This window comes from Arthrobacter humicola (assembly GCF_039531445.1).
In the GTDB taxonomy this organism is placed as follows: Bacteria; Actinomycetota; Actinomycetes; order Actinomycetales; family Micrococcaceae; genus Arthrobacter; species Arthrobacter humicola.
Genome location: NZ_BAAAQB010000001.1, coordinates 1 through 13137, shown reverse-complemented (window position 1 = coordinate 13137; position 13137 = coordinate 1). Strand labels below are relative to the sequence as shown.

Below are 13137 nucleotides of genomic sequence, written 5' to 3'. Positions count from 1 at the left end.
CATGGGCCGGATTACGAAACGCGCCTACAAGCTCTCCGACGGCCGGGACATCGTCTATTTCGATGACGCCGACACCGTCCTGCCGCCGGAGCGGGGGGACGATCTCCGCGAGCCAGCGGTCCGGCCGCCCACGGCCACCATGCGCCAGGACGTCCTGACCGGCGAGTGGATTTCAATCGCGGCCGCCCGGCAGAACCGTGTGGTGCTGCCGCCCTCGCACCTGGACCCGCTGGCCCCGGCTTCGCCGGAGAATCCCTCGGAAATTCCGAGCCTTTACGACGTTGCCGTGTTCGAAAACAAATCCCCGTCCTTCGGACCCGAGCTGGCGGGCGCCGCCGCACCGGAGGGCCTGGCGGACCTCGCCCGGGTGGGGCTGGGCCGCAGCCGGCAGTCCGTGGGCCGGTGCGAAGTGGTGTGCTTCTCCCCCGAACACACCGGTTCCCTCGCGGGGCTGCCCTTGTCCCGGATGCGCACGGTGGTGGAGGCGTGGGCGGACCGGACGGCGGCGCTGTCGGCGCTGCCCGGCGTCGAACAGGTTTTTCCGTTCGAGAACCGCGGGGAGGCGATCGGGGTGACGCTGCACCACCCGCACGGGCAGATCTACGCCTACCCGTACATCACGCCCCGCACGGCCCAGCTGATCCGCACGATCGAGGACTACGGCGGCCCGCTGTTCGAGGACATCCTCAGCTTCGAACAGAAATCCGAGCGGGTGCTGCTCCAGGGCGACCACTGGACGGCGTTCGTTCCGTTTGCCGCGCGCTGGCCGCTGGAGGTGCACATGCTCCCGCACCGGCACGTCCCGGACCTCGCCGCCACCACGGACGAGGAACGCGATGAGTTTTCCCGGCTCTACGGCCGGTTGCTGCGCGGCGTCGACGCCCTGTACGACACCCCCACCCCGTATATTTCGGCGTGGCACCAGGCCCCCGTCCACGCCCACCGGGACGACATCCGGCTCATGCTGCAGCTGACCTCCCCGCGCCGGGAGGAAACCAAGCTCAAGTACCTGGCGGGTTCGGAGGCGGCGATGGGCGCGTTCATCGCGGACATCCCGCCGGAAACGGCCGCCGCCCGGCTCCGCGAGGCCCTAGGAAAGACCGGCCGTTAGGCCCGCACGAGCCGGGCAGCGTCGGCCAGAAGTTCCACGGAACGCAGCCGGGCTTCGGTGCCGGTACTCTGATGCGCCACGATCAGTTCGTCGGCGTCGGCGTGGTCCGTGAATTCCTCGAGGTAGGTGAGGACGGCATCTGGGGTGCCAACAGCGGAGTACTTCATCATCTGCGCCATGTGCTGGCCCTGCGGCGAGTCCAGGATCATGTCCGCCTCGTCGTCGCTGAACACACGCCCGTTGCCGAAGAACAGGGAAACCCTGGCCCGCTTGGTGGCCTGGAACATCGCCTGGGCTTCGGAGGCCGAGTCCGCGGCAATGACGTTCACGCCGGCGATCACGTGCGGGGTGTCCAGCTGCGCGGAGGGCCGGAATTCGCGGCGGTAGGTCGCCACCGCGTCCTGCAGCGCGGCAGGCGCGAAGTGCGAGGCGAAGGCGTACGGCAGGCCCAGCTGCGCGGCCAGCCTGGCCCCGAACAAGGAGGAGCCCAGGATGTACAGCGGCACGTTGGTGCCCTTGCCCGGGGTGGCCTCGACGCCCGGGATGCGGGTGGGGCCGGTCAAGTAGCCCTGGAGTTCCAGGACGTCTTGCGGGAAGCTGTCTGCCGACATCGGGTCGCGACGCAGGGCTCGCAGGGTGTTCTGGTCGCTGCCCGGCGCCCGGCCCAGCCCGAGGTCGATCCTGCCCGGGTGCAGGGTTTCGAGCGTGCCGAACTGTTCCGCGATAGTCAGCGGCGAGTGGTTGGGCAGCATCACGCCGCCGGCGCCGAGCCGGATGCTGGAGGTATGGGCCGCAACGTGCGCGATCAGCACGCTCGTGGCGGAGGACGCGATCGAGGACATGTTGTGGTGCTCGGCGTACCAGATCCGCCGGTAGCCCCGGTCCTCGGCGAGCTGTGCCATGGCCACGCTTCCGGCGAAGCTCTCGGCCGCCGTCTGGCCCGGGCCGATGGTTGCGAGGTCAAGGATGGAAAGCGGAACAGTCACGGAAAAAGCCGGCCTTTCGTAGCGGAGCAGTGTTCGGACCATGGTTGGGAGCCACGGTCCGGGCGGCGCCAGGTTTCCGGCGCGGGCACACTGGGGTCAACGACGGCGGCCCCCCGGATATTTCAGCGGTCGGATCAGCCGCACGAATAGTTGTAGTCAAGGCCTCCGGAGATGTACTGCGTCATCGAGACGCGGCTGCCTGGGGTCAACCCGGGAAGGGTGCAGTTCGCCTTCGCCTTGGCGGCCGATCCCGCACCTGCAAGCCAGCTGGGCAATCCTGCCAGCGGGCTGGTCGACTTCACGGTTCCGGCGATCTGTCCCCACTGGTAGCCGGTCGAGTAGAGGCCCACGCGGGCGCCGATCCTCTTGAAATACGCAGTCATGCCCTCCAGGACAGCCACGTTGGCCGCTTTGTCGGTCTGCCAGGTGTTTTCCGCTTCCACATCCAGCCACCAGAGGTAGGACTGCGGGTTGCTGACACCGCGGCGTTTGGCGTCGTCCGAGGCTTTCGCCCACCCGTACATGTAGGAGCAGGCTTTGAACGTCCCCGCGGCGCAGCTGCCGTAGGGGTTGGTGACCTTTACACCGTTGTAGGTGTTCGACGTCGGCCACCAGGACCCCTGCCGGCCCGGGTTGGCGGTATTAACGTACAGCGCCACCCTCGGCTGCGCTGTCGTCGCGGGGGCTTTTGCCGTCTTCGCCCAAGCCAGTTGGCTCGCCAGGCACGGGTTCGTGTTGTTCGCCAGGCCGTGGTTGACGCCAACGATCGCGAAGGCGGGCTGTTTTGGCAAAGTGGTGCCGCATTGCGGCCAGGAGACGTCGATGCCCGGTCCCGGGGAGCTGGCGGTGGCGGCCGAGGCCGGTCCTCCACCCAGGAGGACAAGGCCGAGCGTCACTACAAAGGCCAGTACGATGCGAGGGAGCGATTTGGGCATGCCACAGTCTAAGGCAAAATTTCAAATCGGTGGCGTAATTCGGCACGGGTCGCAATGCCCGCCAATGCGCCCCTCCTGCCGGCCCCGCAGCGCCCGGCCGGCGGGCCCGAAAGAATTGCCCGATGGAATAGTCAGCAGACTGAGGATGTTCCCTACCCTATGAGCCATGACAATCCACAGCATCCGGAACTATCCGCCACGATCGACTTAAAGGACCTGGGAACTGTCCACCGGTTGGGCTTCGGCGCCATGCGCATTGTTGGTGACGGCGTCTGGGGCGAGCCGGCAGACCGTGCTGCCGCGATCGCCGTCGTGCGCCGCGCCGTGGAGCTCGGCGTCGACTTCATTGACACCGCCGATTCCTACGGCCCCAACATCAGCGAGGAAATCCTCGCCGAGGCGCTGCACCCCTACCGGGACGGCCTCACGATCGCCACCAAGGTCGGATTCACCCGCACCGGACCCAACGCCTGGGTACCGGTCGGCCGGCCCGAATACCTGCGCCAGCAGACGGAACTGAGCCTGCGCAAGCTCAAGATCGACTCCCTGGACCTCCTGCAGCTGCACCGGATCGACCCCAAGGTGGACCGCGAAGAGCAGTTCACGGTGCTGCGCGATCTACAGAAGGAAGGCAAGGTCAAAGCCCTCGGCCTGTCCCAGGTCAGCGTGGAGGAGCTGGAGGAAGCCGGGAAGTACTTCACCGTTTCCACGGTGCAGAACCGCTACAACCTCACCGACCGCAGCTCCGAGGACGTCCTCGACTACGCGGAGGCGAACGGCATCGGCTTCATTCCGTGGGCGCCGATTTCCGCCGGGGAGCTCGCCCGGCCGGGCGGACCGCTGGACGAGGCCGCCAAACGGCTCGGCGCCACCACCTCCCAGGTGGCTCTGGCGTGGCTGCTGCGCCGCTCCCCCGTCATGATGCCCATCCCGGGCACCGGCTCCCTTCAGCATCTCGAAGAGAACCTCGCCGCCGCCGGCGTCGTGCTTGACGATGCCACCTACGCCGAACTCCACGCGGCCCGCTAAACCCCTCCGCTACCCGCCGGCCCTGCCGGCAGAACAGGAACAACACCATGGCTAACATCCTGATGGTCGTCTCGGCCGCAAATTCCCTCACCATGCGCGACGGCAGCGAACACCCCACCGGCTACTGGGCCGAGGAACTCGTCGTCTCGCACCAGACCCTCCTCGACGCCGGGCACACCGTGCACATCGCCACCCCGGGCGGCCGGAAGCCCACCGTGGACGAGGTCAGCCTCGCGGCCGAGTCCGCCGGCGGCCAGGACCGCGCGGACAGCTTCCGGACGTACCTGGATTCGATCGACGCAGAGCTGTCCGCGCCGCTGGTGCTGGCCGACGTCGACGTCGACGGCTACGACGCCGTCGTCATGCCGGGGGGCCACGGCCCCATGGCCGACCTCTACCAGGACGCCGACCTCGGCAGGATTCTCACCGGCGCCAACGCGGCAGCCAAAATCATCGCGCCCTTCTGCCACGGCCCTGCCGGGCTGCTGAGCGCCACGGACGACGACGGCTCGTTCACTTTCGCGGGCCGCCGCCTCACCGTCTTCACCAACGAGGAGGAGTTGGGCGGCGGCACCGGCCCCAACACACCGTGGTTCGTGGAGGACGCGCTGAAGGAGAAAGGCGCGATCGTCGAGAACGGTGCGGCGTGGACGTCCCACGTCGTGCGGGACGGAAACCTCATCACCGGACAGAACCCGCAGTCCAGCGAGGACGTGGCCAAGGAAGTCCTTAAGGCCCTCGCCGAATAGGCCAGCCCTAGCCGGGTCCGGGAACCCCGGACCCGGCTAAGCTAACCGCATGGCCATCAAATCCACTGCTGATAAAGTCGCCACGATCGTCCAGGGCTACACCCTGGAGGGCCCGACCATCGAGCTCGGAGCGGCAATCGTCGACGGCGAACTCCACAAGGACGCTCCCGTCCGGCTGCCGCTTGCCATGATGAACCGGCACGGCCTGGTGGCCGGAGCAACCGGCACAGGCAAGACCGTCACGCTGCACATGATGGCCGAACAGCTCTCCACTGCGGGCGTGCCGGTGTTTCTGGCCGACATCAAGGGCGACCTCTCCGGCTTGGCCACCGCCGCCACGGGCAGCGACAAGCTCCTGGCCCGCACCGAGAGCATCGGACAGCCGTGGTCCGGCAAGACTTTCCCGGTGGAATTCCTGGCCCTCGGCGGCGACGGCCAGGGCATACCGGTCCGCGCCACAGTCACTTCCTTCGGCCCCATCCTGCTCTCCCGTGTGATGGACCTGAACGAGACCCAGGAATCCAGCCTGCAGCTCGTGTTCCACTTCGCGGACAAGAACAACCTCGAGCTGATCGACCTCAAGGACCTGCGCGCCGTAATCCAGTTCCTAACCTCCGCCGAGGGCAAGGACGAGCTCGAGGAACTGGGCGGTCTCTCCAAGGCCACCGCGGGCGTGATCCTGCGAGAACTAATCACCCTCGAGGCGCAGGGCATGGAGAAGTTCTTTGGCGAACCCGAGTTCGACACCGCCGAACTGCTGCGTACTGCGCCGGACGGCCGCGGCGTCGTAAGCTGCCTGGAGCTTCCCACGCTGCAGACCAAGCCCATGCTGTTCTCAACGTTCCTGATGTGGCTGCTCGCAGACCTCTTTGAAGACCTGCCGGAAGCCGGGGATCTCGACAAGCCCAAGCTCGTGTTCTTCCTAGATGAGGCCCACCTGCTGTTCAACGGCGCCTCGAAGGCTTTCCTTGACGCAATTACCACCACCGTCCGGCTCATCCGGTCCAAGGGCGTCGGCATCTTCTTCGTGACGCAGACTCCCAAGGATGTCCCGGCGGATGTCCTGGGCCAGCTGGCAAACCGGGTGCAACACGCCCTGCGCGCCTATACCCCGGAGGACGCCAAGGCCCTCAAGGCCACCGTCTCCACCTTCCCGACCAGCGACTACGACCTCGCAGAGACCCTCACCACGGCCGGCATCGGCGAGGCCGTCATCACGGTCTTGAATGAGAAGGGCGCCCCGACCCCCGTGGCACTCACCCGGCTGCGCGCCCCGGAATCCGTGATGGGCCCCAGCACCGACGCCCTGATCTCCAGCACCGTGGCCGGCTCCGCCCTCCTGCCCAAGTACGGCACCGCCGTCGACAACATCTCCGCCTACGAGAAAATCACCGCCGAGGGCGGCGACTACACAGGCGCTGCCCCCACCGGGCCGGCGGCCGGCGCCGCGCATCCGGGCGGCTCACGCGGCAGGGGGCAGAGCGGCGCTGGCGACGGCGGCGCAGCTCCCGGCGCCGCCCTGGATCCAACGGCCATCGACGCCGAGGCCCGCCGGATCGAAGAAGAAATCCTTGGCCGGCCCAGCAGCCGGCCCGCGGAGCGGCCGAAGCAGCCCGAATACAGGGACGCGCCCGAGCGTCAGGCGCCCCGGCAGGCACAGCCGACAGGTGGCGGTGGCATCGGCGGCGGCATCGGCGATGACCTTGCGGGGGCTTTGGGCGGAGGCCTCAAGAGCATGGCCCGCTCGCTGGGGACCCAGCTTGGCCGGGAGCTGCTCCGCGGAGTCTTCGGCACGTCCTCGAAACGCCGCCGCCGCTAGGATCCCGGCGCCGGCGAACCTGGGCCACGGTGTCCGGGCCGCGGGCGGCAATGCTCCGCGTCACAGACGCGGACCGTGACACCGGGTTTCCTGCGGCGTGCAGGTAACGTAAGAATCGTGCAAATGAGTCAGGCGTTGGTCAAAATCGCAGCAGTGTGGCTGCTGGGACTGATGCTTGCCGTGGCCGGAGCCATCGTGACGATCAATCTGGTGAACAACTCCATTGCCGGTCCCCAGCAGCCCGTCCGGGAGTATCTCAGTGCCCTGCAAAAGGGCGAAGGCGAAAAGGCGCTAGGCCTGTTGCACGCCTCCGTGCCGCAAAGCAATCCTGCAATGCTCGACGGATCCGCCCTGCAGACCGCAGCCGCACGTCTCTCCGACGTCAAGGTCGGCGACGCTGAAGAGCGCGGCGCGGACCAGGTCATGGTGCCTGTCAACTACACCATCGACGGCAGCCAGTCGCGGACCGAGTTCCTGCTGGAGCGGTCCGGCACCGAGTGGTTGTTCTTCCACAAATGGTCCTTCGTGCCCGCGGCGCTGCCCGTCCTGGACGTGACCGTAGTCAACTCCAGCGAGGCCACCCTGAATGGTGTACCGGTGAACATGCCCAACGGCCGCAACTCCTTCGCCGTCTTCTACCCTGGCGAGTACGAGGCCGCCCTGAACGGCCAGTACTTCTCCGCCTCGCCCACCCGGGCCACCGTGACCGCGGGGGACTCGCACCCGGCTCCGCTGAATCTGCTGACCGAGGCAACAGACGCCCTGAAGGCCGCCGTGAGCGGCAAGGTCAAGGAGTTCCTGGATTCCTGCGCCGACGAGGCCGACAAACAGCAGAAGCTGCAACCCGACTGCCCGTTCTACCACGCCACCAACAACCGCGTGCTTGACGGGACCATTGACTGGAGCATCACGGACTACCCCACCGTCAGCATCGAGCCGTTTGGCGGCCGCTGGGTGGTGGCACCCCTGGACGGCAAGGCCCGGATCAAAGCCCGCCAGGTGGATCTGTTCACCGGCGCCGTGACCGACATCAACACCGTCCATGATTTCAGCTTCACGACCCGTCTGGATATCGACGGCGACACCGTGAAGATCACGCCGCAGCTCAACTACTAGAACCACAGGTGCGGGCCCGCCGGGCGGCCCCTCCCGTCATGCCCGTGTGAGGACACCCCGGGCCCGGCCATTGCGCGTCCCGGGAAGCCGCCGCCTAAGAAATCCAACGTCGTGTCGCCCCTCCCGACGGCAGACTCGACCATGATCAGGGACTCCCGGAACGGGTGTGGATAGTCTCGTGTCACACCAAGCAGGTTCTTGCCCGGTCCAGGATTCAGAACTCCCGGAATCCGGGGCCGCCCGGCCGGGATTAAGCCAAAAGGCTGCTGTCCGTGACGGCAGGTCACGGACAGCAGCCTTTTCAGGCTCGGCTCAGCGGCGCAATCGACTCAGGGCACAGACTCGCCGGCTCAGTCCATTCCGCGCAGGTCCAGGACCAGCTCGGTGTCGCCGTCGGCCTGCAGGAGCACCGGGATGCCCCAGTCCTGCTGGTACAGGTGGCAGGCCGCGTGGTCCGGGATCTCGCCGTCGGCGTCTTCGGGGCCATCGCACGCCGCCGCGCGGGCGGTGATGTGCAGGACGCCCTCGGGAACGTCAGAGGACAGCTCCAGGGTGCGCTGCAGGCCCACGGAGGTCCCGCCGCCGGAGACCAGCAGTTCGGGCGGCGTGGACGAGATCTTCAGCTGGGTGGGATCGCCCCAGCGGTCATCCAGCTTTTGCCCGGTGGGCGCCGTGAAGCGGACTGCGAGTTCAAGCAGCCCGGGCGCCACAGGGCTCTTGGGCCGGTGGGTCTGTGCCGCACCCTCATCCACCTGCTGCGCTTCCTTCGGGATGGGCACGTAGACCAGCTGGTGCTTGTTGGCCTCGACCACCACCAGCAACGGCTCGGTCCCGGCCACCTGGGTGTGGTCCACAATGACGTCCGAGGGCTCGGACAGCCCGCGGGCCAGCGTGGAGACGGTCCCCGTCGCGGGGTCGAAGCGGCGGACGGCGCCGTTGTAGGTGTCGGCGATCGCTACGGAGCCGTCCGGAAGCACCGTCACGCCCAGGGGGTGCTGCAGCCGTGCCTCTGGGGCAGGGCCGTCGCGGAAGCCGAAATCGAACAGGCCCTTGCCGACGGCGGACTCGACGATGATGCTGCCGGCGTCGTCAATCACCAGTTTGCGCAAGGCAGAAGTCTCCGAGTCGGCCACCCAGATGTTGCCGTCGGCGTCCTCGGCGAGGCCGGAGGACTGGGCGAACCAGGCTTCGGCTGCCGGGCCGTCGAGGAGCCCCTCGAGGCCGTTGCCGGCGATGATCTTCACGGCACCGGACGTCGGCTCGAAGCTGAAGATCTGGTGCACGCCGGCCATCGCCACCACCACGGCTTGGAGTTTGGCGGACCAGACCACATCCCACGGGGAGCTCAGGGACACCGCAAGCGGATCCGGCTCCAGCCGGGCACCGTAGGCGGCGCCTTCCTCGTCCACGCGGGCAGGACCCGTCTCCAGGAGCCGCTGCACGCCGTTGCCGGCCAGGGTCCGGACGGTTCCGTCCGCCAGGGACAGCCCTCGGAGCCGGTGGTTCACGGAGTCGGCAATCACGACGTCGTAGCCGGTCTCCGCGGCGACCTCCGCGGGCAGCAGCACGAGGCCCTGCGGTTCATTGAACCGGGCCGCGGCGGCCGTACCGTCAGTGTGGCCTTTTTCGCCGGAACCGTAGGTTGCCAGGACGGTCTGGAAGTCGGTGGAGAGCTCCACGAGGCGGTGGTGCCCGGTGTCGGTGACGAGCCAGGAGCCGGCTTCCGTGGCGCTTCCGACGCCTCGGCCGGCCGGGAGGTACAGGGCCTTACCGGGGAAGCGAAGCGTTCCCGACGTCGGCTCCGGCGCCACGTAGGGGCCGGAGCCGCGGTGCAGCGTGCCTTTGGCCTCGTGCTCGGCGATCAGCTCGGGGATCAGCACGGCGAGGCCGTCGGCGTGGCCCTCGCCGGAGAGGTGCGCCACGATGTAGCCCTCGGGGTCGATGACCACCAGAGTCGGCCAGGCGCGGGCCGTGTAGGCCTTCCAGGTCTCCAGCTCCGGGTCGTCAAGGACCGGGTGACGGATCTCGTAGCGTTCGACGGCGGCCGCCAGCGCCACGGGGTCAGCCTCGTGCTCGAACTTGGGCGAATGCACGCCCACGGTCACGAGGACGTCGGAGTACTGCTGCTCGAGCGGGCGGAGTTCGTCCAGGACGTGCAGGCAGTTAATGCAGCAGAACGTCCAGAAGTCCAGCAGGACGATCTTGCCGCGCAGGGATTCGAGGTCCAGGGACTTGCCGCCGGTGTTGAGCCAGTTACGGCCCACGAGTTCGGAGGCCCGGACCCGGAGGTGGGTGCGTACGGTGTCGGTCATCAGCGTCCTTCCAGCTTTGAATTGCGTTCGGCGAGCTTGGCATCGCGTTCTGCCAGCTTGGCAAACATGTCGTTGTAAGCGGTGAGATCGGCGTCGTTATTCCTGTCCGCCGCACGGTCGGTGCGTTTGGACTCGCGGGCGTCGGAACGGGACCACATGATGGCGACGCCGATCGCAACGAGAAGCGTGGGCACTTCGCCGATGCCCCAGGCCACCGCACCGCCCATTTGCTGGTCCAGCAGCGCGGAGGGCCCCCACGGGCGGCCGAGGTTGCCGAAGTAGTCTGCGGCCAGCAGCCCGGTGCCGCCCATGATGGCGACTCCGAAGAACGCGTGGAAGCCCATGGTGGCCAACAGGAGCAGTAGGCGCATGGGGTATGGGGCGCGGCGCGGCAGCGGGTCGGTGCCGATCATGGTGAGCACAAAGATGTAGCCGGTGAGGGCGAAGTGCAGGTTCATGAGTTCGTGGCCCACGTGGTCCCGCATCGCGTAACCGAACGCGTCCGAGTAATAGAAGAGCACGATCGAGCCGGCGAAGTTGGCCGCCGCGAACAGCGGGTGGGTCACCAGCTGCGAGAACTTGGAGTGAATGATGATCAGCAGCCACTCACGCGGTCCGCGGGAGCTGTCGCGCCGCGGCGTCAGCGCCCGGAGCGCCAGTGTCATGGGAGCGCCGAGAACCAGGAAGATAGGGGCCACCATGGTCAGGGCCATGTGGTCCACCATGTGGGCGGAGAAGAGTACGCGGCCGTAGACCGAGGGCGGACCCGAGGTCACGTACGTGAGGACTACGAGTCCGACCGCCCAGTTGACCGTCCGGAACCAGGGCCACGAGTCGCCCCGTCGCAGGATCTTCCAGACACCGAGGACGTAGGCGACGAGGGCAAAGACCACGACGGCGATCCAGAGCCAGTCCGGCCGCCATTCCGTCAGCCACCGTTCCGGTGTCAGCTCCGGCGGCAGTTCGTAGCCGGAGAGAAGGAAGGCCGGCGACGCATCGGGGGCAAAGGTGGTGGGCTGTGGCGGGGCAGACCGCCCCAGCGCCACGGCAATCCCCGACGTCGCCCCCATGATGATCAGTTCCACGATCACGAGCTGCCACAGCACCCGGCGGGCGGACCGGCCCATTGCGCGGTTGCCCAGCTGCGGGATGACCCAGCGGCGGTGCATGAGCCCGATACCGCCCAGCACCAGGACCGCTGCCGTCTTGGCGAGGATCAGTTGTCCGTAGGCCGAGCCGAAGAGGTCGCTCCACGTGGTGAGGCGGATGCTGGCATTGATCACGCCTGAGGCAAAGACCAGGGCGAAAGCGAAACCTGCGAGTGATGAGAACCGGCGGAGTGTCGGCTCGGTGATGTCTGGTGTCCCCGCCGACGCGCCCTTGTTGCGGCCGCCGGCACCTGCGCCGCCCAGCACGCCGGAGAGGAGCGCCAGCATGATGATGCCCCCCACCCAGGCAGATACGCCTACCAGGTGCAGGCCGAGCGAGTTGATGGCACCCTCATGGTCGCTGGAGCTCGACGAGTGTCCGATCAGGGCGGCCGGGACCAACCCGATCAAGGACAGGATCAGCGTCAGTGCCAGCCCGCCGCGGGAGCGCACCCCGAACAGGACGGTAGTAACGACGGCGGCGATGATCACCACGGTCAGCCAGGCGCGTCCCGTTTCGATATCCGTCATGAAGTACACGAGGGACCGCGTGAATTCCGGATCCCCGGAAATGCCCTGCCCTGCAATGTCGGCATAGCCCAGGACCAGCACGGCGATCGCGGAGAGCGTCCAGACGGCGCCTGCGGCCGCGGCCACGGCCAGTGCCCGGGTGAAGGCCGGATGTTCCGGGGCGTCCCGTTGCTTGGACCGGGAGCCGGTCCTGTCCCGCGGGAGAATGCCGACGGCGAAGATCAGGCCACCGATCACGGTGGCCACGGCGACGTTGTGGATTGCTTTGCTCACCGGCAGACCCCAGCGCACCAGTGCCCCGGGATCAGAGACTTCGCGTGCGGCTGCAGCGCCGGAGAAGATGAGTGCCGCGGCCAGGCCCACGAACAACGCGGCGAGGCCGGCAATCAGCCACGGCCGGGAAATCCCGTCGGAGCCTTGGCCGGGGCCGCGCGCGTCCCCGGGGACGGGCGCTGCGGTTGTGGGAGTGGGATTTACTGCGGAAGGCACCCTTCCATTGTCCGCTACGCCGCCCGGCTCAGCGAATCGGTCCCGACCCCTCGAACGGCTGAACCGGCTAAACAAATCTGGCGAACCGGGTGCGGACGCAAAAGGAGCGGCAACCCGAGGGTTGCCGCTCCTTTCAAGCGCAAGAAGAAGACTACTTCTTCTTGGCGACTGCAGCCTTCAGCTTGGAGCCGGCGGTCAGCTTGACGCTGTGGCCAGCGGCAATCTGGATGGTCTCGCCGGTCTGCGGGTTGCGGCCGGTGCGAGCTGCACGGTCGGTACGCTCGACTGCGAGCCAGCCCGGGATGGTGATCTTCTCGCCCGCGGCGACAGAGGTCTCGAAGACCTCGAACAGTGCGTCGAGCACGGAGTTGACTGCTGCCTGGCTGGTGCCGGCCTTGCCCGCTACCTCTGCAACAAGTTCACTACGGTTCTTAGCCATTTATGTCCTCCTGGACGGTCATGATTTCTGGAGCCTGCACACGGCATGCGTACAAACCACTGTTCGAAAACTTACCAGCTTGGCGCCGCCGAGGTGGCAAATTCCGCGTGTTTTCGGCGTTTTTTGGGGAAAATCACTGGATTCGACGCCGATCGCGGTCAAATTGCGCCGAGAGCGGACGCCCCTCCATCAGTGCCGTTTTCACCGCAGTCCGTCGCCGTCCGTGCTGCCGGACTTGCCAACCCCTGGTGGCACGGCCAGGCCGGTATCCGGGCAGTCTGCGGGCCTTGTTCCCATTCCGACGCTCTCGCACGTCTGACAGGGATCGCTGCGGTGCTCCCGCACGTCCTGCAGTGCCGGCGCGCTCCTCGCTCACGTCCCGGGGGTGTGCCGGTGGTGGGGGTGGGTCGCGGGGTGTGTGATGTCTCAGGTGATGGGTTTTGTTGGTTAAATGCGGGAGGACCCCCAACCTG

10 protein-coding genes are annotated in these 13137 nt (G+C 67.4%); 5 read left to right on the top strand and 5 right to left on the bottom strand.

Annotated features, from left to right (window positions below):
* The first annotated feature begins 1 nt into the window (after position 1).
* On the top strand, positions 2 to 1111 hold the full coding sequence (galT, locus tag ABD243_RS00050; protein ID WP_344360631.1) for a galactose-1-phosphate uridylyltransferase: 1110 nt from the start codon (positions 2 to 4) through the stop codon (positions 1109 to 1111).
* On the opposite strand, the gene ABD243_RS00045 is transcribed toward galT, so the two are convergent.
* Entirely contained in the window at positions 1108 to 2097 is a 990-nt protein-coding gene (locus tag ABD243_RS00045; RefSeq protein WP_344360628.1) for an LLM class flavin-dependent oxidoreductase, read from the bottom strand. The two genes, galT and ABD243_RS00045, sit on opposite strands and share 4 nt — an antisense overlap.
* A 134-nt stretch (positions 2098 to 2231) precedes the next feature.
* On the bottom strand, positions 2232 to 3032 hold the full coding sequence (locus ABD243_RS00040; protein WP_344360625.1) for a glycoside hydrolase family 25 domain-containing protein: 801 nt from the start codon (positions 3030 to 3032) through the stop codon (positions 2232 to 2234).
* 159 nt (positions 3033 to 3191) lie between these two features.
* Here ABD243_RS00040 and ABD243_RS00035 point away from each other — a divergent pair, with 159 nt between their 5' ends.
* The 4 genes from ABD243_RS00035 to ABD243_RS00020 all read left to right on the top strand — a co-directional run bounded on the left by ABD243_RS00035 (position 3192) and on the right by ABD243_RS00020 (position 7745).
* Complete coding sequence (locus ABD243_RS00035; protein WP_344360622.1) at positions 3192 to 4061, top strand: aldo/keto reductase; 870 nt, start codon at positions 3192 to 3194, stop codon at positions 4059 to 4061.
* Positions 4062 to 4108: 47 nt separating this feature from the next.
* On the top strand, positions 4109 to 4810 hold the full coding sequence (locus ABD243_RS00030) for a type 1 glutamine amidotransferase domain-containing protein (RefSeq protein WP_344360620.1): 702 nt from the start codon (positions 4109 to 4111) through the stop codon (positions 4808 to 4810).
* A 49-nt stretch (positions 4811 to 4859) separates the two neighbouring features.
* Positions 4860 to 6629 carry a helicase HerA-like domain-containing protein gene (locus ABD243_RS00025; RefSeq protein ID WP_344360617.1) on the top strand — a complete coding sequence of 590 codons (1770 nt, stop codon included), beginning with the start codon at positions 4860 to 4862 and terminating at the stop codon, positions 6627 to 6629.
* A gap of 123 nt (positions 6630 to 6752) precedes the next feature.
* Positions 6753 to 7745 carry a hypothetical protein gene (locus ABD243_RS00020; protein WP_344360615.1) on the top strand — a complete coding sequence of 331 codons (993 nt, stop codon included), beginning with the start codon at positions 6753 to 6755 and terminating at the stop codon, positions 7743 to 7745.
* 350 nt (positions 7746 to 8095) lie between these two features.
* On the opposite strand, the gene ABD243_RS00015 is transcribed toward ABD243_RS00020, so the two are convergent.
* The 3 genes from ABD243_RS00015 to ABD243_RS00005 all read right to left on the bottom strand — a co-directional run bounded on the left by ABD243_RS00015 (position 8096) and on the right by ABD243_RS00005 (position 12664).
* A complete protein-coding gene (locus tag ABD243_RS00015; protein ID WP_344360612.1) occupies positions 8096 to 10057 on the bottom strand; it encodes an NHL domain-containing thioredoxin family protein in 1962 nt (653 codons plus the stop codon).
* Positions 10057 to 12225 carry a bifunctional copper resistance protein CopD/cytochrome c oxidase assembly protein gene (locus ABD243_RS00010; protein WP_425547088.1) on the bottom strand — a complete coding sequence of 723 codons (2169 nt, stop codon included), beginning with the start codon at positions 12223 to 12225 and terminating at the stop codon, positions 10057 to 10059. Before ABD243_RS00010 ends, ABD243_RS00015 begins: the two co-directional genes overlap by 1 nt.
* A gap of 151 nt (positions 12226 to 12376) precedes the next feature.
* Positions 12377 to 12664, bottom strand: coding sequence for an HU family DNA-binding protein (locus ABD243_RS00005; RefSeq protein WP_011776355.1), 288 nt, complete (start codon positions 12662 to 12664; stop codon positions 12377 to 12379).
* Between the last annotated feature and the right edge of the window lie 473 nt (positions 12665 to 13137).